Annotated in this window: 19 protein-coding genes; 5 read left to right on the top strand and 14 right to left on the bottom strand. The window is 67.8% G+C overall.

Going from position 1 to position 21,513, the window contains the following annotated elements; translation table 11 throughout:
* The first annotated feature begins 686 nt into the window (after positions 1–686).
* Positions 687–2,954, top strand: a complete 2,268-nt coding sequence (locus ACWJI3_RS06285; RefSeq protein ID WP_480203218.1) for an FdhF/YdeP family oxidoreductase — start codon at positions 687–689, stop codon at positions 2,952–2,954.
* A gap of 175 nt (positions 2,955–3,129) precedes the next feature.
* Here ACWJI3_RS06285 and ACWJI3_RS06280 read toward each other — a convergent pair whose 3' ends face one another.
* Genes ACWJI3_RS06280 through ACWJI3_RS06270 form a run of 3 tightly spaced genes read right to left on the bottom strand, consistent with a single transcriptional unit; the run spans position 3,130 to position 6,217 of the window.
* Positions 3,130–4,320, bottom strand: coding sequence for an MFS transporter (locus ACWJI3_RS06280; RefSeq protein ID WP_480203217.1), 1,191 nt, complete (start codon positions 4,318–4,320; stop codon positions 3,130–3,132).
* Positions 4,317–4,712: a hypothetical protein gene (locus ACWJI3_RS06275; RefSeq protein WP_480203216.1), complete on the bottom strand. Its 396-nt coding sequence runs from the start codon at positions 4,710–4,712 to the stop codon at positions 4,317–4,319. The genes ACWJI3_RS06280 and ACWJI3_RS06275 overlap by 4 nt, the downstream gene beginning before the upstream one ends.
* A gap of 47 nt (positions 4,713–4,759) precedes the next feature.
* Positions 4,760–6,217, bottom strand: a complete 1,458-nt coding sequence (locus ACWJI3_RS06270; RefSeq protein WP_480203215.1) for a type I glutamate--ammonia ligase — start codon at positions 6,215–6,217, stop codon at positions 4,760–4,762.
* Positions 6,218–6,230: 13 nt separating this feature from the next.
* On the opposite strand from ACWJI3_RS06270, the gene ACWJI3_RS06265 reads away from it, so the two are divergent.
* Positions 6,231–6,842: a cysteine hydrolase family protein gene (locus ACWJI3_RS06265; RefSeq protein ID WP_094512277.1), complete on the top strand. Its 612-nt coding sequence runs from the start codon at positions 6,231–6,233 to the stop codon at positions 6,840–6,842.
* Positions 6,843–7,304: 462 nt separating this feature from the next.
* On the opposite strand, the gene ACWJI3_RS06260 is transcribed toward ACWJI3_RS06265, so the two are convergent.
* From ACWJI3_RS06260 to ACWJI3_RS06240, 5 genes are all read right to left on the bottom strand, one after another.
* On the bottom strand, positions 7,305–8,414 hold the full coding sequence (locus tag ACWJI3_RS06260) for a GTP 3',8-cyclase MoaA (RefSeq protein ID WP_480203214.1): 1,110 nt from the start codon (positions 8,412–8,414) through the stop codon (positions 7,305–7,307).
* Positions 8,415–8,418: 4 nt separating this feature from the next.
* A complete protein-coding gene (locus ACWJI3_RS06255; protein WP_480203213.1) occupies positions 8,419–9,075 on the bottom strand; it encodes a molybdenum cofactor guanylyltransferase in 657 nt (218 codons plus the stop codon).
* The gene (locus ACWJI3_RS06250) at positions 9,072–9,812 is read right to left on the bottom strand and encodes an alpha/beta hydrolase (protein WP_480203212.1); all 741 of its coding nucleotides are present in this window, start codon (positions 9,810–9,812) and stop codon (positions 9,072–9,074) included. The genes ACWJI3_RS06255 and ACWJI3_RS06250 overlap by 4 nt, the downstream gene beginning before the upstream one ends.
* Positions 9,813–9,835: 23 nt before the next feature.
* Positions 9,836–10,459 (bottom strand): phosphate-starvation-inducible PsiE family protein, encoded by a 624-nt coding sequence (locus tag ACWJI3_RS06245; protein WP_480203211.1) that lies wholly within the window; start codon positions 10,457–10,459, stop codon positions 9,836–9,838.
* A gap of 304 nt (positions 10,460–10,763) precedes the next feature.
* Positions 10,764–11,867: an META domain-containing protein gene (locus ACWJI3_RS06240; RefSeq protein ID WP_480203210.1), complete on the bottom strand. Its 1,104-nt coding sequence runs from the start codon at positions 11,865–11,867 to the stop codon at positions 10,764–10,766.
* A gap of 412 nt (positions 11,868–12,279) precedes the next feature.
* On the opposite strand from ACWJI3_RS06240, the gene ACWJI3_RS06235 reads away from it, so the two are divergent.
* On the top strand, positions 12,280–12,435 hold the full coding sequence (locus ACWJI3_RS06235) for a hypothetical protein (protein ID WP_158217457.1): 156 nt from the start codon (positions 12,280–12,282) through the stop codon (positions 12,433–12,435).
* Positions 12,436–12,480: 45 nt separating this feature from the next.
* Positions 12,481–13,167, top strand: coding sequence for a glycosyltransferase (locus ACWJI3_RS06230; RefSeq protein WP_480203209.1), 687 nt, complete (start codon positions 12,481–12,483; stop codon positions 13,165–13,167).
* 43 nt (positions 13,168–13,210) lie between these two features.
* Here ACWJI3_RS06230 and ACWJI3_RS06225 read toward each other — a convergent pair whose 3' ends face one another.
* Complete coding sequence (locus tag ACWJI3_RS06225) at positions 13,211–13,468, bottom strand: hypothetical protein (protein WP_480203208.1); 258 nt, start codon at positions 13,466–13,468, stop codon at positions 13,211–13,213.
* Positions 13,469–13,658: 190 nt separating this feature from the next.
* Between ACWJI3_RS06225 and ACWJI3_RS06220 the strand changes: the two genes are divergently transcribed.
* Entirely contained in the window at positions 13,659–15,836 is a 2,178-nt protein-coding gene (locus ACWJI3_RS06220) for a molybdopterin oxidoreductase family protein (RefSeq protein ID WP_480203207.1), read from the top strand.
* Positions 15,837–15,839: 3 nt separating this feature from the next.
* On the opposite strand, the gene ACWJI3_RS06215 is transcribed toward ACWJI3_RS06220, so the two are convergent.
* From ACWJI3_RS06215 to ACWJI3_RS06195, 5 genes are read right to left on the bottom strand one after another with little or no spacing between them, the layout of a single operon-like run.
* Positions 15,840–16,430 (bottom strand): Crp/Fnr family transcriptional regulator, encoded by a 591-nt coding sequence (locus tag ACWJI3_RS06215; RefSeq protein ID WP_480203206.1) that lies wholly within the window; start codon positions 16,428–16,430, stop codon positions 15,840–15,842.
* Positions 16,431–16,438: 8 nt separating this feature from the next.
* The gene (locus ACWJI3_RS06210; protein ID WP_480203205.1) at positions 16,439–17,272 is read right to left on the bottom strand and encodes a nitrate ABC transporter ATP-binding protein; all 834 of its coding nucleotides are present in this window, start codon (positions 17,270–17,272) and stop codon (positions 16,439–16,441) included.
* Positions 17,273–17,306: 34 nt separating this feature from the next.
* A complete protein-coding gene (locus tag ACWJI3_RS06205; RefSeq protein WP_480203204.1) occupies positions 17,307–19,310 on the bottom strand; it encodes an ABC transporter ATP-binding/substrate-binding protein in 2,004 nt (667 codons plus the stop codon).
* Between the two features lie 3 nt (positions 19,311–19,313).
* Positions 19,314–20,153: a nitrate ABC transporter permease gene (ntrB, locus tag ACWJI3_RS06200; RefSeq protein ID WP_480203203.1), complete on the bottom strand. Its 840-nt coding sequence runs from the start codon at positions 20,151–20,153 to the stop codon at positions 19,314–19,316.
* A 36-nt stretch (positions 20,154–20,189) separates the two neighbouring features.
* Positions 20,190–21,500 carry a CmpA/NrtA family ABC transporter substrate-binding protein gene (locus ACWJI3_RS06195; RefSeq protein WP_480203202.1) on the bottom strand — a complete coding sequence of 437 codons (1,311 nt, stop codon included), beginning with the start codon at positions 21,498–21,500 and terminating at the stop codon, positions 20,190–20,192.
* Between the last annotated feature and the right edge of the window lie 13 nt (positions 21,501–21,513).

The raw sequence follows: 21,513 nt of genomic DNA, 5'->3' as shown, positions 1-21,513 counted from the left end.
CACACCAGAGCTGTCGCCAGCACGGAAGACGATCTGGCCAAGGCCATCTGCACAAAGCGGGCAGAAGAATGCCACTCGAGCAATGCCCGCAGAACAATGCCCATAGAGCAGAACCCGTCGAGCAGTGCAGGCAGACAGCCCCTCTGAGGTCAATGATCTCAACCCCTGCATGGCAGGCTCCAGTGTGATGGCAGGTCGGCAAGATTCAGCAACGCCTTGCGATTGCCACGCGCGATGCACAACCATCAGAACCGCCGAAAACTGGCAGCCATGGGAGACACAGAGGCCTGCGGCAGTGCACGCAGTTGCAGCCCTTCTTCACGCCGAGATGATGACAAAGCTGGAACGCCCGGAACATAAGCGTACCTTCTTACAATCTTTATACCATGGTTTCCCATTGTTTGTTCTTGCAGCGTCAGTACCGCTGCGCAGACTCTCGGCCAGGCGCTGACCAGGGCCAGCATCGGGGAAATGTCCCCGTTGGTGCCTTAGGCAATGACCAGGGGCAGGCCCATCGTTCAGACCTTCGAGCGGGCGGGAACCCACAGCTCATGACAGCCGGAAGAGCCCGCGGGCAGCCAACCAGGCGCGAAGAGCCAACGCGGCCCTGAGGCCGCCGGGGCTCCATGCCAGCACGGCCGCCGCCACACCCGCCAGAGTGGACATTCCTCAGGCGGCGGCTTGGCATGGAGCCCGGCAACGACTCTTCTGCAGCGAATGCAGCCACCCCCACGATCGGCGGCGGCTGGCCGGTGATCGACGGCTGGGCCAAGGCCACCCTCTCGCCCCGTGGCCCCCTGCTCTGGCAGACCCTCCTGCACAAGAGCGCCTGTCTCTCCTGCGCCTGGGGCACGGGCGGTCAGAACGGTGGCTTCGTCGATGAGCTGGGCGAGCCGCTGCAGCGCTGCCTCAAGAGCGTGGAGGCGATCGCGGCGGAACTGCAGCCGGCGGTGCCGGAGGGGGTGTTCGCCGAGCGCAGCCTGGCGATGCTGCAGCAGCTCAGTTCGCTCGAGGCCGACCGGCTCGGCCGCCTCAGCCATCCGCTGATCCTGCGCGAGGGCCGCAGCCATTACGAGCGCCTCGGCTGGGACGACGTGTTCGAGCTGGCCGACGCCGCCTTCCGCCGCCCAGCGGAGCGGGTGGCCTCCTACAGCTCCGGCCGTTCCTCCAACGAGGCCGCCTACCTGCTGCAGCTGTTGCTGCGGGCGATGGGCTCCAACAACCTGGCCGACTGCTCCGATCTCTGCCACGCCCCCTCCACCGTGGGGCTGGGCGAGGTGTTCGGCTCGGGCACCTCGATGGTGAGCCTCGAAAGCCTGCAGCAGGCCGACTGCGTGGTGCTGGTGGGCTCCAATGCCCCCGCCAACCACCCGCGGCTGATGAACGAGCTGATCCGCCTGCGTGAACGCGGCGGCAGCGTGATCGTGATCAACCCGGTGCTGGAGGTGGGGCTGCTGAAGTTCGGCTCGCCGGCCTTTCCAATCAAGTCGATGCTGCGGGGCTCGGAGATCGCCACGCTGTTCCTGCAGCCGGTGCCCGGCTCAGACACCGCCGTGTTCCTGGGCCTGCAGAAGGCGCTGCTGGAAGCGGGCCAGGTGCGCCACGACTTCCTGCGCGACCACACCGAAGGCTCCGAGGCGGTGCTGGAGCAGCTGCGCGCCACCCCATGGGAGGCGATCACTGCCTGCTGCGGCCTCAGCCGCGAGGAGCTCAGCCACACCGCTGCGGTAATCGGCCGCGCCAAGGGCGTGGTGTTCGCCTGGGCGATGGGCATCACCCACCACAGCAACGGCACCACCAACGTGCACGCGATCGCCAACACGGCGCTGCTGAGCGGCAACGCCGGCAAGCCCGGGGCCGGCACCATGCCGATCCGCGGCCACTCCAACGTGCAGGGCTTCGGCTCGATGGGCGTCACGGTGAAGCTGCGGGCCGAGATGCAGCAGGCGCTGGAGCGGCTGCTGGGCCGCCCGCTCAGCCGCGTGCCCGGCTACGACACCCGCGCCCTGATCGCGGCCGCCGGCGCCGGTGCGGTGGACACCCTGCTGTGCCTCGGCGGCAACCTCTGGGGCGCCAACCCGGATTCCAGCGAAGCGCAGCAGGCGCTCGGCCGCATCGACACGATCTTCTACCTGGCCACCAAGCCCAACCAGGGGCACTTCCACGGGCTGGGGCGCCGCCGCACCCTGGTGCTGCCGGTGTTCAACCGCTTCGAAACGCCGCACGCCACCACCACCGAATCGGGCAACAACTTCGTGCGCTTCAACGATCCGGGCCGCTCACACCTGAAGCACGCCGACCTGATCAGCGAGCTGGGCTTCCTGGCCGAGCTGGCCCGGCGGCGGCTGGGCAGCGATCCAATCGACTGGGGCCGCCTGCAGGACCCCGTCTACGTGCGAGAGCTGATCGCCCGCACCGTGCCGGGCTACGGCGCGATCGCCACGATCGATGCCACCAAGCGTGAGTTCAGCGTGGCGGGGCGGGTGTTCGAGCAGCCCAGCTTCCCCACGCCGTCGGGGAAAGCACGGATGGAGCCCACACCCCTGCCGGCGCTGACGCTGCCTGAGCCGGCCCATTTCGGCGGCCTGGCGCCGGGGGAAGCGGGCCTGGTGCTGGCCCTGATCACCGCCCGCAGCTACTCCCAGCACAACACCGTGGTGTACAAGCCGGGCGATGCCTACCGCGGCATGCCGCACCGCAACACGATCATGATGAACCGGGGCGATCTGGCCCGCTGCGGCCTGCGCGCCCACCAGCGCGTGACCGTGCAGGGCGAAGCCGGCGCCCTCAGCGACGTGGAAGTGATTCCCGGCGAGATCCGCGCCGGCGCCGGCTTGATGTTCTACCCGGAGGTGAACGCGATCTTCCGCGCCGCCATCGATCACCGCAGCGGCACGCCAGCCTTCAAGCGGGTGCCGGTGCTGGTGCGCAGCGGGCCTGTCACCACCGGTTAGGCCGACGATGGCGCCAGGCGCCACATCAGCGGGTGCGCCGGCAGGGCCCACCCCGTCGATCCACCACACAGGGCAGCGGGCGCAATGCCGTCACCGCCGGATCCAAGCTGGCTCCCAGCGACGGGGTGCATTGTCGCCGGAGCTTGGTGGTGGTAGGCCGCTGCAGCGGTCCCGTTCAGGCCAAGCCATCACGCCGTCCATCCCCCGCAGAGAGGCATGCTCCGGCAGCGAACGCCAGACCCGTCGCCGCGGCCACCAAGGCCAGCAGCGGTCCGGCGGCAACGGGTCCGTCACTGGTGAAGACCATGCTCAGCAGGGCGCCAGCGGCTCCCGCACCCCCCAGCACCAGGCCAGCGCCCAACCCCGCGCTGGTGGCGGGCAGGGTGGCCAGGGCCGCGGCTGTGAGGCTGGTGGACACGAGGCTGTGGGCCAGACCCAGCAGCGGCAGCAGGGCTGGGCGCAAAACGGCTGGGCCAAGCACCATGAGGGCGAGCAGGGCAGCCAACGTGGCCAGGGCGATCCTCAGGCTGCGTTGCCTCCCCCAGCGGCTCACCAGATGACCTCCCCAGGGGGCCACCAGCGCCGAGACGATCAGCACGGCTGCCACCAGGTGTCCGCCGGAGGACAGCGACGACCCACCCAAAGGCACCCGGGGCAGGAGCGTCAGCAGACACGTTGTGACCACACCCACGGCAAGGGCCATGGCCAGCAGGTGCAGGGCCTGGCGGGGCGGAACTCGCACGGCAATGGCGGGCTCCCTACGTGCAGGAGGAAACGGCGGCAACCATCGCAGCACGACGAGCCCCAGGCCCAGCACGGCTGCACCCAGGGTGAAGGTGAGGGCTGGCCCCAGCCGCACGGCCGCGGCGGTGAGCGGAGCTTCAAGGGCTCCCAGCAGCCCCTGCGCACAGGTCAACAGCGCCGCGACGCGTGGCAGCTGGCGCAGGGGGGCCGCCTCATGCAGCACCGCCAGTGCCGGGCTGGCCGAGCTCTGGACCGCCACCATCCAGGCCACCATCACCAGCGGCAGCAGCAGGCTGCCGGCTGGGATGCCGCGGTTCAACAGACCTACCACCCCAAGAAAGATCAGGCCGGCCACCAGTACCGCCACACTCACAGGCAGCAGCCGGCCACGTGCGCTCGGGTCGCGGCGGTCGGAAAGCCAGCCCGTCAACGGTTCAATCACCAGCCCCATCACGCCGGGCAGTAGGGCAAAGGGAAGCAGTAGCCGGCTGAATCCATGGCTGCTGAGCAGGGCCGGCTGGTAGGCCCTGTAGATCATCCAGCCCAGCAGGAGGGCCATCTGCAGAGCCACCACGCCCCAGGCCAGACGCCAGTGGATGGAAGCTGAAGGTCCGGTGCTCATGGCCGCCAGTCGGGCTGGCACCCATGCAGGGCGGCCAGGTCTGGGAGCCGGCGCAGGGCTGTCACCGCCGCGGGCAGGGGCGCCACGAACACATGCGGATCGGTGCGCTCACCGGGGCAGACGGCGGCGTGGGCCAGCACGATGGCAGGAGACTCGGATCGGGTCGCCAGTTCCACGCGATCGCCGCGGGTATCACGTGGATGCCCGCCGAAACCGGGCGGCGCTACCCCGTTGACACCGCGCAGCGCGAAGGGCGGACCGTCGTCATGGGGGGGGAGGCGCTGTTCACCGAAGCCAGCCGGGATCCCGCTTGACCGCAGCAGCTTCGCCAGTGGATAGCTCCTGGCGAAGCTGCGCTGCTCAAGCACTGCTGAGGCCTGAAGGGGGTCCATGGGCGTGGGTCTCAATGGGGGGGGCATGGCGCTCGATTCATTCATGCTCAGAGTCCAGTGAGGGGCCAAGCGCGGGTGGAGGCGATCAAGGCCTCGTCGGAAAGGGCTTCACTGCGGCGCACTTCCGCCTGGCGTGACTCCGCCACGGTGCGCAGCAGAACCTCCCCCATGACTTCCCGCAACACCTGACTGGCCTCCAACGCCAGCAGCGCCTCCGAGAGCGTCTTGGGCAGCCGCGGCGCTTCGGCTGGGGGCATCGAGGCGGGATCGCCGCTGAGCGGCGGGCGCAGGACCCGGGGGTGCCGCAGGGCGTCCTGCGCCACCCCAAGCACCGCGCCCATCAGCAGATAGGGGTTGGCGCTTAGGTCGGCCACCTTGAGTTCCAGGTGGCCGGGCTCGCCCCCGCCGGCCGGCACCAGCCGCAGGGCCGCCTCGCGGTTCTCCACCCCCCACACCTGAAACGGTGCCGCCCAGCGGCCCGGCGAAAGCCGCACATACGACACCGCCAGGCCGCAGGCCAGGGGCATCAGGGCAGGCAACTGCTCCAGCAGACCCGCCAGCAGCGCCTCCCCCCGTGCCGTGAGGCCGGCGGTGCCCGGACCGCCACCGAGGAGCGGCACGCCCTGGTCCGCCACGCTCAGATGCAGGTGGCCGCCGTTGCCCACCAGATCAGATGTCACCACAGGGGCAAAGCTGGAGATCCAGCCGAAGCGGCGGCTCACCTGCTGGATCACCAGACGTGCCGCCACGAGGCGATCAGCGGCCTCGAGCGGGGTCGCCGCCGCCAGCGACAGTTCAAACTGGCCGGCGCCGTACTCCGGATGCAGCTGCAGCCAGGGCAGCTCGGCCGCATCGAGAGCCTCGGCCACGGCCGTGAGGTAATCGAGCCCCTGCACCAGGCGATCGGCGCCGTAGGGACCGCCCATCACCGCCGGGGTCCAGCCGCCGGCCTCCCCGCCCGGTTGGGGCAGTCCCACCATCCACTCGATCTCGAAGCCAGCCAGGGCGCTCAGGCCGGCCGCGGCGAAAGACGCCTGCTGCCGGGCACAGAAGCCCCGCTGATCGAGGGCATCGATCCCACCACTGCGGTCGTGCCGCACGCCGGGAGCCCAGGCCCAGCCGGAGGCCGGATCGAGGGGGCGCAGGGCCGTGAGATCGGGCTTCAGGCGCAGGTCACCATCTGGCCGGGCCAGGCTCTGCTGCGGATCGATCAAGCCCGTGGCCCCGAAGGCATCAGCCACTGGTGAAAAGCCCACTCCCTGGTTGGCCACCAGCACCAGCCGCTCCAGCGGCACCCCCTTCACCAGCACCGAGCCGGCGTGGTTCACAAAGGTGATCGCCAACCGGCGCAGGCCGCGCTCCAGCAGCTCGGCCATCTGCAGAGCGGCATCGTCGTCTGCCACGTCACGACTGGCGATGGGAGGGGGTAGGTCCGGCACGGCATGGCAGCCACGGGCCCGGAAATCATTGCCCGATTCGGCGCCACAGGCCATCGTGGTGGCCACAGCCCCGGCTTCCTTGGCTCCCGCAGCCCTGCTCCTGGTCGATGTCCAGAACGGCACCTGTGGGCCGGCGGCTGGTCGTGCGGGCAGCGCTGAAACCAGCCAGTTTTCCCCATCGCCCCGGCCGCCCGGCTTCGACGCCCACTTCCAGGCGGCGGTCCTGCCTCGGCTGGAGCAGGCGCTGGACCATGCCCGCCGGGGCGGCCTGGAAGTGATCCATACCGTGATCGCCAACCTCACCGCCGATGGCCGCGACCGCAGCCTCGACTACAAGCGCTCGGGACTGGGTTTCGCGCCGGGCAGCTGGGAGGCCCAGGTGATCGCCCCGCTGGCACCGCTGGCCGATGAGCTGGTGCTGCCAAAAAGCTCCTCGTCGCCGTTCAACTCCACCAACCTCGATTACCTGCTGCGCAACATCGGCATCACCGAGCTGGTGGTGGCGGGCCTGCTCACGGATCAGTGCATCGACCACACCGTGAAAGATGCGGCGGATCGCGGCTACACCGTGACCTGCCTGATCGACGCCTGCATGGCCGAATCGGCCGAGCGCCACCGAGCGGCGCTGAGCTGCTTCCGCGGCTACGGGAGGCTGTGCACGGTGACGGAATTCATCGCCGTATCCGCCTGAAGCCAATACTTGCAAGCCATTTCCTTGCTGCAAGCCATGCCCTTGCTGGATGCGATGTCCTTGCTCGTGTGGCTGTATTGGCTATCACCTGGTGCAGAAATCGAATTGGAAGAGGGAGATGGGCCACCCCAAAGATGAGCCCCGGGAAAGGCACCAATCGAGCACATCGTCCTGGACAATTGCTCAGGATTCCTTTCGTTCTCAGTCTTTCGTTTCGCACGTGGCGTGGCATGCCATGACTGGTCGCGACGCTGATTCCAGCCTTGCCGCCCTGCACTGACTGGCTGCTGGGCGGCAAGGCATCGGCTCGCTGACGCGAGGCGGCAGAGACCGGCATGGCCATCGTGATGAGCGAGCTTAACAAGCGCCAGAACCGCAAACTGCTTGTGGTCGATGTGACGCTCAACCGCTAGAGCAGCACCAGCTTCAAGCTCCGCAATCCCTGCACCCTCGACAGGGCGCTCACCCCCCCAGATAGGCCATTTCGGCATGGGGGCGCTGCGCGGCCTCCAGCGTCTGCTCCTGACGCTCCTCGCTGTAGCGGTCGCGGCGCGCCCGCCACTGGCCGCTCAAAGCGGCGCCCAGGCCGGCCGGATCCGGGCCGGGCCGCAGCCAGGGCTTGAGATCGAGGCCAGTGGCGGCGAACAGGCAGCTGTAGGCCACGCCGTCGGCGGTGACACGCAGGCGGTTGCAGTCGCCGCAGAACGGCGCCGAGATCGAGGCCACCACCGCCAGGTGGCTGCCGCCCGGACCGCCGCTGCCACCGCCATCGCGGTAGCGCCAGCGGGCAGCGGTGCCATGGGCACTGCGGCCCACCGGCTCCAGGGGCCAGCGTTCGCCGATCCGCTGCACCATCTCCTGGGCCGGCAGCACCTGCTCGGGCGCCCAGCCGTTGCGGTTGCCCACATCCATGTATTCGATCAGCCGCAGCTCGATACCGCGCTGCCGCGCCAGGGCCGCCAGGGGCAGCAGCTGGTCGTCGTTGCGGCCGCGGGTGATCACGGCATTGAGCTTCAGCGCCCCCTCCGCCGGATCGAAGCCTGCCGACTGGGCGTGATCAAGGGCCGCCAGGATCGTGGCCAGGGCCCGATCGCCGGCCGCCGCGCCGCCCCGCAGCCCGCCCATGCGGGCCACGCTGGCGCCGTCGGTGCCATCGAGGCTCACCGTGAGCCGGTCAAGGCCGGCCTGCCGCAGCCGCTGGGCCCGCTCCGCTGTGAGCAGCAGGCCGTTGGTGGTGAGAGCGATCGCCTCGAGCCGCGTTGCGCCCGCCGCCTCTCGCAACGGCCGCAGCGCCGCCACCAGGGCCTCCACGCCGGGGTGCAGCAGCGGCTCGCCGCCGGTGAGCCGCAGGGTGCGGAAGCCGAGCGCCGCCGCCTCGCTCACCAGCAGCACCCGCTCCTCGAGGGTGAGCAGCTGCGGCGGGTCCTGGGCGTCCGGGCAGCAGTAGGGGCAGGCCAGGTTGCAGCGGGCCGTGAGCGAGAGGCGCAGCACCCCGGGCGGGCGGCCCAGCCGGTCGCGCAGGGGTGGGGCGCCCGCTGAGGCAGGCGGCAACGGCGAGGAGGGCCCGGTCATCGGCTCACCCTGGCGGAATGCCCTGGGAACTGACGAGCCAGGGGCCGGGCCAGGCCGCTGGTCGGTTGCAGTTCCGCAACGCCGCCGCCGGCAGCGGCACGGGCCGGTGCCCGCGCCGCTGCAGCCAGCCCAGCAGGCGCCGGTCACCGGCCGCCAGATACAGCCGCAGGGCGGCGCGGTTGGCCGCCGTGGCCGGATAGATCCCCAGCAGCGGCTGATCCCGACGTCCGTCATGGGCGGTGAGCAGGGTGCCGGCGGGAACGGCCGTCCCGCCTGCCTCTGTGCCACCTGCCTCCGTGCCGCTTACCTCCGTGCCGGCCGCGATCAGCGCCTCCAGGGTGGGCCGATCGAGCCAGGGCATGTCCACCGGGCAGAGCAGCAGGTGGTCGCCGGGGTAACGGTCCATCAGGCGGGCAAGGGCCGTGAGCGGTCCGTCCCAGGGGGGCGGCTCATCGAGCACCTCCACCGGCGCCGGAGCCAGCAGGCGATGGGCGCGGTGGCGGCTGAGCAGGCAGACGGGCCGCTCCAGGCTCAGCAACAGCCGCAGGCTGCGCTCCAGCCAAGTGCCGCCCTCGGGATGGGGCAGCAGCGCCTTGTCAGTGCCCATGCGCCGGCTGCCCCCCCCGCTCAGCAGACAGCAGCGCAGCGGTGCTGTGCTCATGCAGGGGGGGGCACCAGGGCCAGTCGCTGCTGCACGAAGCCTGCCACGCAGGCGGCGGCGGCCTCCCGCTCGCCATCACGGAACAGCTCGTGCAGGCTGCTCTCGAACCACACCACCTGCCGTTGCTCGGCCGGGCTGCCCAGTTCCTGCAGCAGGATCGCCACCGACGCCGGCGCCACCACCGGGTCGCGGCGGCCCTGCAGGATCAGCACCGGGGCCTGCACCGCCGTGAGGCGGGTGCGGGTGTGGCGGATGAAATCGAGCAAGGTGGCGATCGCCCCGATCGGCGCCCACACGTAGCTGGTGTCGCCGGCGGCCAGGGCCGGATCGGCGTAGCGCTTGCGCAGCGGCCAGCGCGGCAGCACAGCCAGGATCAGGGGCGCGAGCGGGGCCAGGGCCCCACCGGGGGCCAGCGGGGAGGCGAGCTGGATCGGCGCCGACGCCAGCACCATGCTGTCGATCAGGGTCGGGTGGTCGGCGGCGAGCTGCAGGGCGATCAGGCCGCCCATGCTGTTGCCCACCACGATCACCCGCTCGGCCCGGGTGCACAGTTCCTCCATGGCAGCGTTGGCTGCCGCCATCCAGGCGGGCCAGGTCACGCCCCGCAGCGCCTCGGGGCTGGCACCGCCATGGCCCGGCAGGGTGGGCAGAGCCAGGGGTACACCGAGCGCTTTCAGCGGGGCCACGAGCACGCGCACGGAATCCAGGCTCCCCGCGAATCCATGCAGCAACAGCACACCGAGGGGGGCCAGGGAGACGCTCAGGGGGAGTGATGGTCCAGTCTGACCCGCGCCGACATCCGCGCTTCTGGATTCACCCCGGCAAAGGTGGGCGGCAGCCACACGCGCACCACCATCAGCACCGCCATGGTGATCAGGAACAGACACACGGCCAGGATCTGGTGCCAGTCGGTTTCGAGCACGCCCTTCACGATCACCTCCCGCAACACCGACACGATCGCGATCTCCACCGACACCCCGATCGACACACGCTGCTCCTGCAGATAGATGATCAGCAGCCGGAACAACTCCACCAGGATGAGGATGAACAGGATGTCGGCTGTGATGGCGTGAAAGCGCGGCGTGGTCATCAGCGTGGAGTAGATCTCCCGCATCTGCAGCACCATCACCCAGAACAGGCCCACACACAGCGCCACCGCAATCAGGTCCTGCACCGCCTCCAGCGTCTGCACGATCTGCACGCGCCGGAACAGCTGATGCCAGGGAACGCTGCCGGTGGCAGTGATCGTGGCGGCTGCAGGGGTGGCCGGGGGTGGGGCCGCAGGTGGGGTGCTGTCGGGCGAACCGCGGCCTTGCTCGGTGATTGGGCTTGTCGGGCTTGTTGGGCTTGTTGGGCTTGTTGGGCTGGCGAGAGTGTCCTGCATGAACCTTGACCGAATGGATCGCAGCCTATGGGGCGCCAACTTATCGGTCAATTACCTATAGATAGGTAGACCTTATTGCATTGATTGGGACGTCATTCACTTGGGGCTTCACTGACTGGGGGGGTCATTGATCGGGGGGCAGCTTGAGAGGCCTTGCTCGTGGATCGGGGCGCGAGGCTCTGATCGCACTGTTCTGAGCGGCCTGAGCTGAACACCCCCGCCAGACCCGACCAGCCCCCGATTGTCCTTTCGCCTATCGCCCCTCCGCCTGATTCCCCCGCTTGACCGTCACTCCTGCCCCTGATCACCCCTCCTGCGGAGCCGGGCGGAAGCGCAGCAAGGTTGTTCCGCTGGCGTCCTGCAGCAGCAGATGGCGCTGATCGATGCGCCAGCGGCGCACCCGCCCCAGGGCATCGCTGTAGCGCTGCTCAAGCTCCATCACCGGCGGGCTGCAGCCCATGCGCGTGCTCGCCAGCTGGGGGAAGCGGATCGCTGTCCCCTCCAGGCTGAAGCCGCCCATCAGGCGATTGCAACCGCCACTGCCGGCCAGCTGCAGGCGCTCGGCCGAGAGCTGCAGCTCGATCGGCTGACCGCCAGGCGGCGTAGCCAGCTTCTGGCCGCCAAGGCCCTCCAGCCGCCAGGTGGTGCCCCGCAGCGGGGGCGCCTCCCTGGGGCAACCCCGGCCGGGAGTGAGGGCCGAGAAGCTCTCCACCACCAGGGTGCGGCGTGGCGGCTGGCCCTGCTCCATCGACGGCCGCTGGGTGATCAGTCCCTCCAGGCTCACCAGCAGCGGCTGGCCCGGTCGGTCTGCCGGGCGGGCCGCCAGGTAGGCACGCTCCAGGGCCAGGTAGCCGGCCTCCATCGCCACGGGTAAGCGCTGGCCGGTGGCGCACAGGCGGATGCTGGCCGCATCAGCCATGTACGAGAACAGACCCGTGAGCTGCAGGCGCGGGTCGATGGGCGCGGCCTGGGGCAGGCGCGTCAGCCGGTCATTGGCGCTGGCAGAGGTCGTAGCCGCCTGGGGGTCGAGCTGGCGCAGCGCCGCCCCGGCGGCAAGCGGCTGCAGGAGCAGCGGGGGCTCGCTGCCACGGCTGAGCTCCAACCGCCCCGTGCCGGGCTCCAGCCGCCAGCGGCCGATGGCATCAAACGCCTGGGGCTTCGGCCGGCTCAGCAACGTCTGCCGCAGTTGATACGTGCCATCGGCAGCCAGATCGAGGTGCCAGCGGACCGGGCCGCCCGCGCCGGGAAGAACCCCCTGCCAACTGGCGGGGAGAGGTCCGAGCGAGGCCGGTGATGAAGGCCGCCGCGTGCTGCTGTCGGTGGGGGGCCGCTGGCTGATCAAGGCGCCGGCACCGGTGGACGCGGCCAGCGCCGGTGCCGTAATCACAGCCACCAGGACGACCACCATCCCGCGCCCCATTCCGGGCACAAGGCCCCGTGCCCGGCGAGCCTCTTCAGTGGCGCGGGCAACACGCCACCGCAAAGCGCGGTGCGGCATCGGCATCGGCACGGTTGGCGCGTTCAAGGTGACGACTTTGAACGTACAGGCGGCTGCCTCACAGCCAGACCATGGCTACCGACACCTGAGCGCCCGCCCGAACGCATGGGCCACCGCCTCAGAAACACAAAGGCAGCCGAACAGCGGTCAGATCACGGCACGATGATTGCCTGGAACGCCTGCCACATGAAATCAGGGCACCGCGAAGGAATGCCAGGAGCCATGCAAGACCGTGTGGCCAGTTCGCGATGGTAACGAGCTGAATCAAGAGGGCGAGCTACGTTTTCATCACGAGGTGCCTCGAGGTGCAATGGGAGGCGCAATGGCCACGATTGTCATTGCGGCAACGGCCAACGATCTCTGGGGAGCAGCGGTCACCGTGCGCTCAGCATTGGAAGCCTGCAGCACAACCCTTAACATCTATGCCATCAGCGTCGATTTATCTTTAGCAGACAAGCAGCAACTCTGCGCTTCTTGACAACCTTCGAACTGAGGCACCATCAAGTTCATTGATTTTGATCTTGTGAAAGTCCATGACTTTCGAACCACTCTACCCGTCAGGAGCAACCCTACCCATGCCCGTTGCTTTATTCCCGGGCTCTTGGCCGGGGTGCCCCGCTGCATTAACCTGGATACGGATTTGATCGCTTGCTCAGACTTGAACGACTTGCAGATCCTGAATCTACAAGCTAAATCCAGCGCTTGTGTTACTGATGGCGGCATCGCAAGCCCAGAACAGCAGCAACGCCTCCGCTGCAACTTAAAACTGAGAGATTCTCTCCAGCATGTTAAATCAGGAGTCATCGTGATGAACTTGGATGCCTGGCGACTTCGCCAGATCCAGGTCAATGCTCTAAACATTGCTCAAGACAACCAAGACGTGCTTGACCCAATGGACCAGGATGCTCTGACTATGGCCTTGGCAGGCGATTCGCTGACGCTCGATCCGAAGTGGAACACATCGAAAGGCAAAGCCGATGCCAGCTTTTCCGATGGGATTGTTCATTTCCTGGGTAAGAGCAAATCATGGCATGCAGATGATGCAGAACATTTTCAAGATCGAGGTTTCACTATTGGATCGAACCGCTTTCGCCGGCCAGCGTCCCGTCAAGCCACTTGGAATAGCAGCCACCGATCAACGGCTAGCTCGCTCGCTTCCTACCCTGGAAATGGCGCGGGGCAAACTGCGCAGACTGATGTATTCAGCTAGTGAGCTGCAGCCATGACTGCATGAATGGTCGCACTCTGCTCGATCAGAGGCTGCGAATCAAACCGGCAATCGCCAGCTGGCTACCAAAAAGCGAGCCTATAGAAGGCCAGAGAAAGTGGAATGAATTGCGCATGGTTTCCATGCTGAGGCACTCCCTGATGCAGCTTGCGCGTTGATGGGCTCTCCTGGTGGCTGCCGTCACCAGCTGCTCAGCAGCCACACCTTTGATGGTGATCACCGCTATCGCCGCAGGGCTGGGTTCCTTCGCTGGCCTGCCGGCCATGCGCAGGGGCTGCTGCATCGCGCGTGGGCTTGACCCTCTGACGGAATCCACAGCGCCATGGTCCAGGCGCAAGGTCATCAGGCGGAGCATCCTCTTACCTTGCATACCCACACCCTCTCGGCGTCCACGCCGCCGACACCGGCACCTGGTGATCGCACGACTTGGTTAGGATCATCCGGCACGATTGGTGAGCGCTCCGACGGAGCCGTTGGCCGTCGCTGTGGTGTTCGAACCTTCTTCCGTGCTGTCTTCTGCCCGTGCCCAATGCCCCTACTGTGGGGTGGGTTGTGGGCTGGAGCTCAAGCCGGCGGCGGCGGCTCTTGACGCCACTGCCTACAGCGCTGATTCCTGGACGGTGCGCGGAGACCGGCTGCACCCTTCCTCCCTCGGCCAGGTGTGCGTGAAGGGGGCCACGGTGGCCGAAACCCTCGATCGCAACCGCCTGAGCACACCGTTGTGGCGCGAGCAGCGCGACCAACCCTTTGAGGCGATCAGCTGGGAGCGGGCCTTCACGATCCTGGTGGAGCGGATCCAGCTGATTCAGGCGGAGCGTGGATCGGGCGCGATCGCGATGTATGGCTCGGGCCAGTTCCTCACCGAGGACTATTACGTCGCCAACAAGCTGATCAAAGGGGCCCTCGGCACCAACAATTTCGATGCCAATTCGCGGCTGTGCATGAGCTCGGCCGTGTCGGGCTACAAGCTCAGCCTGGGCTCCGATGGCCCCCCCTGCTGCTACGACGACCTCGACTTAGCAGGCACGGTGCTGCTGATCGGCACCAACACCGCCGACTGCCACCCGGTGCTCTTTCAGCGGCTGCTCAAGCGCAAGCGGCACCAGAAGGAGGCGCTGCAGATCATCGTGGTCGACCCCAGGGCCACCGCCACCAGCGCAGCGGCCGACCTGCATCTGGCCATTCGTCCGGGCACGGATCTGGTACTGCTGCATGGCGTGGGTCATCTGTTGCTGCAGCTGGGGGCGGTGGATCCGGAGCGGGTGGCGGCCTGCGCCGATGGATTCGCTGAGCTGGCGGCCCTCTGGGCGGGCTGGACGCCGGAGCGGGTCTGCGCCCTCTGCGGCATCGAGGAGGAGGCACTGCGGCGCCTGGCGGCACTCTGGGCCGCCAGCTCCGGCGTGCTCAGCCTCTGGTCGATGGGGGTGAATCAGAGCGTGGAGGGCACCGCCACAGTGGCGGGGATCATCAACCTGCATCTGGTCACGGGCCAGATCGGCAAGCCCGGGGCCGGCCCGTTCTCCCTCACCGGCCAGCCCAATGCCATGGGCGGGCGGGAAGCCGGAGGCCTGGCTGCGCTGCTGCCCGGCTACCGCTCGATCCACGAGGCCAGCCACCGGGCCGCGATCGAGCAGCACTGGGCCTTTCCCCCCGGGACGATCTCAGCGCGCGATGGGCTCTCGGTGTGGGAGCAGATCGAAGCGATGGAGCGCGGCGAACTGGGCCTGTGGTGGGTGGCAGCCACCAACCCGCTGGTGAGCCTGCCGTCGCTGGATCGGGTGCGCCAGGCGGTGGCCCATTGCCCCCTGGTGGTGCTGAGCGAGGCCTACGCGGGCACCGAAACCGAAGCGGTGGCCCATCTGGTGCTGCCGGCTGCCCAGTGGAGCGAAAAAGAGGGCGTGATGACCAACTCGGAGCGCCGGGTCACCTTGTCACATGCCTTCCGGCAGGCCCCCGGCGAGGCCCGCCCCGACTGGGCGATCTTCGCGGAGCTGGGCCGCCGGCTGGGGTTTTCCAAGCAGTTCGCCTACGGCTCCGCGGCCGAGGTCTACGCCGAGTTCGCGTCGATCACCGCCGGGAGGCTCTGCGATCACAGCGGCCTGAGCCACGCCCTGCTGGCCGAGCACGGGCCCCAGCAATGGCCGTTCCCAGCTGGCACAGCGGCGGGGGGCGGCCAGCCACGGCTGCACACCGAGGGCGTCTACCCCACCGCTAACGGCAAGGCCCGCCTGCTGGCCCAGCAACCGCTGGGGCTGGCGGAACCGCCGGATGACAGCTTCCCCCTGGTGCTCACGGTGGGGCGGTACCTCGGCCATTGGCACACGATGACCCGCACCGCCCATGTGGAGCGGGTATGCCGCAGCCATCCAGAGCCCCTGCTGGAGATCCACCCAGCAGATGCCAGCTGCTGCAACCTCGAGGAGGGCGCCCTCGCACGGGTGAGCTCCCGTCGCGGTGAGCTGACCGTGAAGGTGCAGATCACCGATCGAATTCGCCCGGGCACGGTGTTTCTGCCGATGCACTGGGGTGCCGCCCAGGAGCAGGCGTGTGAGGCCAACCGGCTGATGCATGCCCTCGGCTGCCCGATCTCAAAGCAGCCGGAGCTCAAGGCAGCGGCGGTGCGGGTGGAGCGGGCGGAGATCGCCGGCTGAGATTCAGCTGATCGGCAGCATCGCCTCCACCAGCTCGGGCGAGAGGCGCAGAACAGGTGAGCCCCTGCCAGTGAGATGGCCATCCACCAGGCCCGACTGACGCAAGCGGGTGAGCATCTTGGTGACGGTGACGCGGGTGTTCCCGATCAGCTCGGCCAGGCGCTCATGGGTGATCCGCAGCGGCAACTCGTACCAGAGACCATTGCGGCGTCCCAGGCGCTCCACCAGTAAGGCCAGCAGCGCCTTCAATCGCTGTTCGGTGTCGGGGTGGTGGCGGATCATCAGCAACTCCAGGGCCCAGGTGTTGAGGTCCGTGCGAACGCCCAGCATTTCAGTGCGCTCCACCCGTTCGATCTGCACCACGGAGAGTGCTTCAAGTCCCACCCAATCGCGGCGCAGGGCCAGGGCATCGCAGACTTCACCCGGTTGAAGAAAGCCGATCGTGATGTCCTGGCCCGAGGAGGCCAGCAAAAACACCCGCAGGATGCCGGAGTGGACGCGCATGGGCGAGGCTGCGGCGGCATGGCCGCCATCCAGCAGCAGGGTCTGGCCCACCGCCATCGTCAGCTGACGGAAGGACTGATGAATTGGCAAGGCGGCCCTCACGTGTCGTCGTGGGCGTAACGGCGGTAGAGGAAATCGAGGGCGCGATTGCGCAGGTCGAAGTATTCGGGCTGCTCCAGCAGGCGGGCCCGCACACGCGGGCGGGCGAACGGCAGCTCGAGCACCTCACCGATCGTGGCGGCGGGGCCATTGGTCATCATCACCACCCGGTCGGCCAGGAACAGGGCTTCATCGATGTCGTGGGTGATCATCAGCACCGTCACGCGGTGATCGGCCCAGATCTTGAGCAGCTCCTCCTGCAGTTCCTCGCGGGTGATCGGATCGAGCGCCCCGAATGGTTCATCGAGCAGCAGCACCTTCGGCTTGAGCGCCAGGGCGCGGGCGATCGACACCCGCTGCTTCATCCCCCCCGACAGACTTCCCGGCTTCTTGTGGGCCGCTTCGCTGAGGCCCACCAGCGCCAGGTGCTCCTCCACGATCGCCTTGGCCTGGCCGTTGCGCTGCAGTTCGGGGAACACATTGTTCACCGCCAGGGCGATGTTCTCGTAGGCGCTCAACCAGGGCAGCAGCGAATAGTTCTGGAACACCACCATGCGGTCGGGGCCGGGATCAACGATGCGCTCCCCGTTCAGCCGCACCTCGCCGGTGGTGGGCTGGCGGAATCCCGACACCATGTCGAGCAGGGTGGATTTGCCACAGCCGGAATGGCCGATCAGGCACACGAACTCTCCCTCCGCCACGGACAGATGCACACCGTCGAGCACGGTGTGGGGCCCCCGGGCGCTGGGATACACCTTGGTGACCCCGTCAATCTCCAGATAGGCGCCGGTGGCACGGCTGGCGCTGGCCGCCGTTGAGCTGAGGGTCTGCATGGGGGAGCGGGCGGGGGCGGAAGGCGGGGCGGGGTCAGGTGGCGGCGGCCGGTGCCGTTGGCAGCACCACGGCCTCGATGCGCAGCGGGCGCTGCTGCTGCAGCCCCTGCACGTAGGCAGCGGGATCGGCGGGATCGAGCTGCTCGGCGCCGAAGAAACCCACCGGTGTGGGCTGGGGCGGCTCAGCGGGCAGGCCCAGGGCGGCGGCCGCTTTGCCGAACAGATCCGGGCGCTGCACCCGGTTGAGCACCTCCTCCCAGTTGCTTGGGAACGGGCAGACGTTCCAGCGCGCCAGCTGGGTGAGGATCCAGGTGGCCTCAGCGCGATCGGGAGCATTGACGCCCGGCCCGAAGAAGCGGTTGAAACCGGGAATCAGCGCCGGCGCACCGGTGCCGCGGTCGTAGGCCTGGGCCAGGCCGGGCAGCAGCACATCGGGGCTGGTGCCCACGTATTCAGGGCGGGCCAGCAGCTGGGCCAGCTCCTGGCGGTTGGCCGGGTCTTCGCAGTGGCGGCAGGCCTCCAGCAGGGCGCAGAGCAGGGCCTGATGGGTGTGGGGATGGGCGGCGGCCCAGTCTTCCCGCACACCGAGCACCTTCTCGCCATGGCCGTCCCAGAGGTCGGTGTCGGTGGCGATCACGGTGCCGTGCCCCTCCTGCACGGTGCGGGAGTTCCAGGGCTCGCCCACACAGAAGCCATCGATCGTGCCGGCCTTGAGCGTGGCCACCATCTGGGCGGGCGGGATCACGATCAGCTCCACGTCGCTGCTGGGGTCGATGCCGGCAGACACCAACCAGGCACGCAGCATCAGGTTGTGCATGGAGGCGGGGTGCACCATGGCCAGCACCGGCTTATGGCCGGGATTGGCGGCGATCCAGGCCTTGAACTCCGACGCGCTGCGCACGCCGGCCTCATGGAAGCGGCGGTGCAGGGTGATGGCATTGCCGTTGCGCGAGAGCGTGAGCGCCGAGGTGATCGGCACCGGGCGGCGCCCCTGGCTGCCGAGGGTCATGGCAAAGGGCAGACCCGCCACCATCTGGGCCGCATCCAGCACGCCCTGGCGCAGGTTGGCCTCCAGGGTTTTCCAGTTGGTTTCGCGCCGCAGCGTGACCTGATCCAGCCCGTACCTGGCAAAGAAGCCGCCCTCAAGGGCCATCACCAGCGGGGCGCAATCGGTGAGCGGCACAAAGCCGATCTCCAGATTCACCTTCTCCAGCGTTCCTGAGGCCACAGCGCCCCTGGGTTTGAGGCGCTGCTGGCGGGCATCACGCTGCTGGTTGAGGAAGGTGACCACCTCCGCGCGCAGGCCGTAGTAGGTGGGGTCTTCGACGGCGGTGAGCTGGGAGCGGGGCCGGGCCAGCGGCACATCGAGGATCTGGCCGATGTAGGCCTCCGGGCCGTTGGTGAGCATCACCACGCGATCAGAAAGCAGCAGGGCTTCGTCCACGTCGTGGGTGACCATCACGGCGGTGACCCTGGCCTCCTGGCAGATCTCCATCAGCTGGGTCTGCAGATTGCCGCGCGTGAGCGCATCGAGGGCACCGAAGGGTTCATCGAGCAGCAGCAGCTTGGGGCGGATCGCCAGGGCCCGGGCGATCGCCACCCGTTGCTTCATGCCGCCGGAGATCTCAGCGGGATACTTATCCGCCGCTGGCGTGAGCTTCACCAGCTTGATGTTGCGGTCCACGATCTCGCGCCGTTCCTCCCGGGAGAGCCTGGGCATCACGTTGTCCACGGCGAGGGCGATGTTCTCGCGCACCGTTTTCCAGGGCAGCAGCGAATAGTTCTGGAACACCACCATCCGGTCGGGGCCGGGTTCGGTGACCTCCTGACCGCTCATCAGGATGCCGCCCTCCGTGGCCAGGGTGAGGCCGGCCAGCAGATCCAGCAGGGTGGATTTGCCGCAACCGGAATGGCCGATCAGAGTGACGAACTCACCTTCTGCGATCTGGAGGAAGATGTCCTTGAGGGCCACATAGGTGCCGCCGTTCTTGAGCGGAAACGCCTGGGTGACGTTGTCGACGGTGAGCAGGGCGGGCATGGCTCAGGAGGCTCCGCTGCTCACACGCCGGCCGGCAAACGCCACCAGCCGATCCAGGCACAGGCCGACAATGCCCACGTACACAATCGCCAGCACAATCTGGCTGGCACTCGACTCACCGCCCGCGTTGTAGGCATCCCAGATGAAATAGCCGATGCCGCCATCGGCCTTGAGCATCTCCGCCGCCACGATCGCCAACCAGGCCAGGCCCACGGCGATGCGCAGACCGGTGAACACATAGGGAACGGTGGCGGGAATCACGATCTCCCGGATGTACGCGCGCTTGCGCAGCCGCAGCACGCGCGACACGTTGGTGTAATCCTGAGGGATCTCACGGATGCCCACGGCCGTGTTGATGATGATCGGCCAGATGGAGGTGATGAAGATCACGAAGATCGCCGACTTATCGGCGTTCTGAAACACCATCAGGGAGATCGGGAACCAGGCCAGGGGCGGCACCGTGCGCAACACCTGGATCACCGGATCGAAGCCCTTGCCCACGAACCGGTTCAGGCCCAGCAGGCCACCGATGGCGATGCCCGCGATGGCCGCCAGGCCATAGCCCAGGGCCACCCGTTGCAGAGAAATCAGAATCTGCCAGCCCAGCCCTTTGCTGGTGCCGCCATCATCAAAAAAGGGCTGGCTGATGTAAGGGTCCCAGGTGTCTGTCACCACCTTGATGGGCCCCGGCAGACGATCGGCGCCCATCAGGCCGGAGAGCACCTGCCAGACGATCAGAAACCCACCGATGCAGAGCAGGTAAGGGAGGATTGTGGCGAGAAGGGTGGAACGGCGTTGGCTTTGGCGTTGGCGCCGCCTGCCGTTCACAGCGGTGAGGGTCATGAAGGGTGGGGGTGATCAATGGTGACGAACAGCCGCTCAGGCCAGGGCTTTGATCTTGAGGGCGTCGAGATAAGCCTTGGGATCTTCAGGATCGAAGACCACACCATCAAAGAACGTTTCCTTGCCGCGGGAATCGGAGGCGGGAATGGAGGCTTCCTGGCCGATCGCTTTGGCGGCCTCCTTCCAGAGATCGGCGCGGTTCACCTTGTTCACCAGCGCATCGATATCCGTAGAGGCGGGCAGATACCCCCAGCGCATGTCCTCGGTCACGAACCACTTCTCGTGGCTCTTGTAGGGGAAAGAGGCACTGTCGGCCCAGAAGCGCATCTTGTAGGGGCTGTCCTTCACCACCCGGCCATCGCCGTAATCCACATTGCCGGCCAGGCGGGGCTTGATGTCGTTGACGGTGGCCTTGATGTATTTATCTTTGGCGAGAATGGTGCACATCTCGTCAAGATTGGCGGGATCATCACACCACATCTGAGCTTCCAGCACGCCCTTCAGCAGGGCAAGAGTGGCCTTGGGGTTCTGCTCCACCCAATCGGCTCGCATGGAGAAGGCCTTCTCTGGATGGAGCTTCCACAGTTCACCGGTCTGGGCCACGGTGTAGCCCAGCTTCTTGTTGACCAGGCGCCCATTCCAGGGCTCACCCACACAGAAGGAGTCCATCGTGCCGGTCTGCATGTTCGCCACCATCTGCGGCGGCGGAATCACCACCAGGTCGGCAGCTGTGTTGGGATCAATGCCATGAGCGGCCAGCCAGTAGCGCATCCAGAGGTCATGGGTGCCACCGGGGAAGGTCACCGCCGCCTTGAACTTCTTGCCTTTGGCGCCTGCAGCGGCCACGGCCGCCTCCAGGCCCGCCTTGTTGTCGATCGTGAGCTTTTCGGGCAGGAAAGCCTCGGCCGCGGAGATGCCCTGCCCCTGCAGATTCAGGCGCGCCAGCGTCACCATCGGCAGCGGCTGGTTCGACTTGGTGATTTTGCCGGCCGTGAGCAACAACGGCATCGGCGTGAGGATGTGGGCGCCATCAATGCCGCCGCCCTTGGTGCCGAGTTCCAGGTTGTCGCGGGTGGCGGCCCAGGAGGTCTGCTTGACCACCTTCACCTCGGGCATGCCGTGCTTGGCGAAAAAGCCCTTTTCCTGGGCAATGATCACCGGCGCCGCATCGGTGAGGGCGATGAAGCCGAGCGTGGCGCCCTTCACTTCCACATCCCCACCCCCGCCGCTGGCGGCCGGCGCTGAGGCACTGTCGGGCTGTTTGCCGCCGCAGGCGCTCAACCAGAGGGCGCCGGCCGTGGTGCCGGCGGCGGTCACGAGGAACTTACGGCGCGAAAAGTTCGGCATGGGGCTGGGGTGT

The sequence above is a fragment of the Marcopretia estuarina LEGE 06307 genome (genome assembly GCF_056633115.1).
This window is presented reverse-complemented; position numbering and strand designations above follow the sequence as displayed.

Coding starts and splice junctions, on each gene's coding strand:
- ACWJI3_RS06235 (WP_158217457.1), top strand. CDS start 12,280: ATGGCCACGATTGTCATTGCGGCAACGGCCAACGATCTCTGGGGAGCA.
- ACWJI3_RS06205 (WP_480203204.1), bottom strand. CDS start 19,310: ATGCCCGCCCTGCTCACCGTCGACAACGTCACCCAGGCGTTTCCGCTC.
- ACWJI3_RS06275 (WP_480203216.1), bottom strand. CDS start 4,712: ATGGACCCCCTTCAGGCCTCAGCAGTGCTTGAGCAGCGCAGCTTCGCC.
- ACWJI3_RS06260 (WP_480203214.1), bottom strand. CDS start 8,414: ATGACCGGGCCCTCCTCGCCGTTGCCGCCTGCCTCAGCGGGCGCCCCA.
- ACWJI3_RS06285 (WP_480203218.1), top strand. CDS start 687: ATGGAGCCCGGCAACGACTCTTCTGCAGCGAATGCAGCCACCCCCACG.
- ACWJI3_RS06280 (WP_480203217.1), bottom strand. CDS start 4,320: ATGAGCACCGGACCTTCAGCTTCCATCCACTGGCGTCTGGCCTGGGGC.
- ACWJI3_RS06245 (WP_480203211.1), bottom strand. CDS start 10,459: ATGCAGGACACTCTCGCCAGCCCAACAAGCCCAACAAGCCCAACAAGC.
- ACWJI3_RS06255 (WP_480203213.1), bottom strand. CDS start 9,075: ATGAGCACAGCACCGCTGCGCTGCTGTCTGCTGAGCGGGGGGGGCAGC.
- ACWJI3_RS06240 (WP_480203210.1), bottom strand. CDS start 11,867: ATGGTGGTCGTCCTGGTGGCTGTGATTACGGCACCGGCGCTGGCCGCG.
- ntrB (WP_480203203.1), bottom strand. CDS start 20,153: ATGACCCTCACCGCTGTGAACGGCAGGCGGCGCCAACGCCAAAGCCAA.
- ACWJI3_RS06225 (WP_480203208.1), bottom strand. CDS start 13,468: ATGCAGCAGCCCCTGCGCATGGCCGGCAGGCCAGCGAAGGAACCCAGC.
- ACWJI3_RS06210 (WP_480203205.1), bottom strand. CDS start 17,272: ATGCAGACCCTCAGCTCAACGGCGGCCAGCGCCAGCCGTGCCACCGGC.
- ACWJI3_RS06195 (WP_480203202.1), bottom strand. CDS start 21,500: ATGCCGAACTTTTCGCGCCGTAAGTTCCTCGTGACCGCCGCCGGCACC.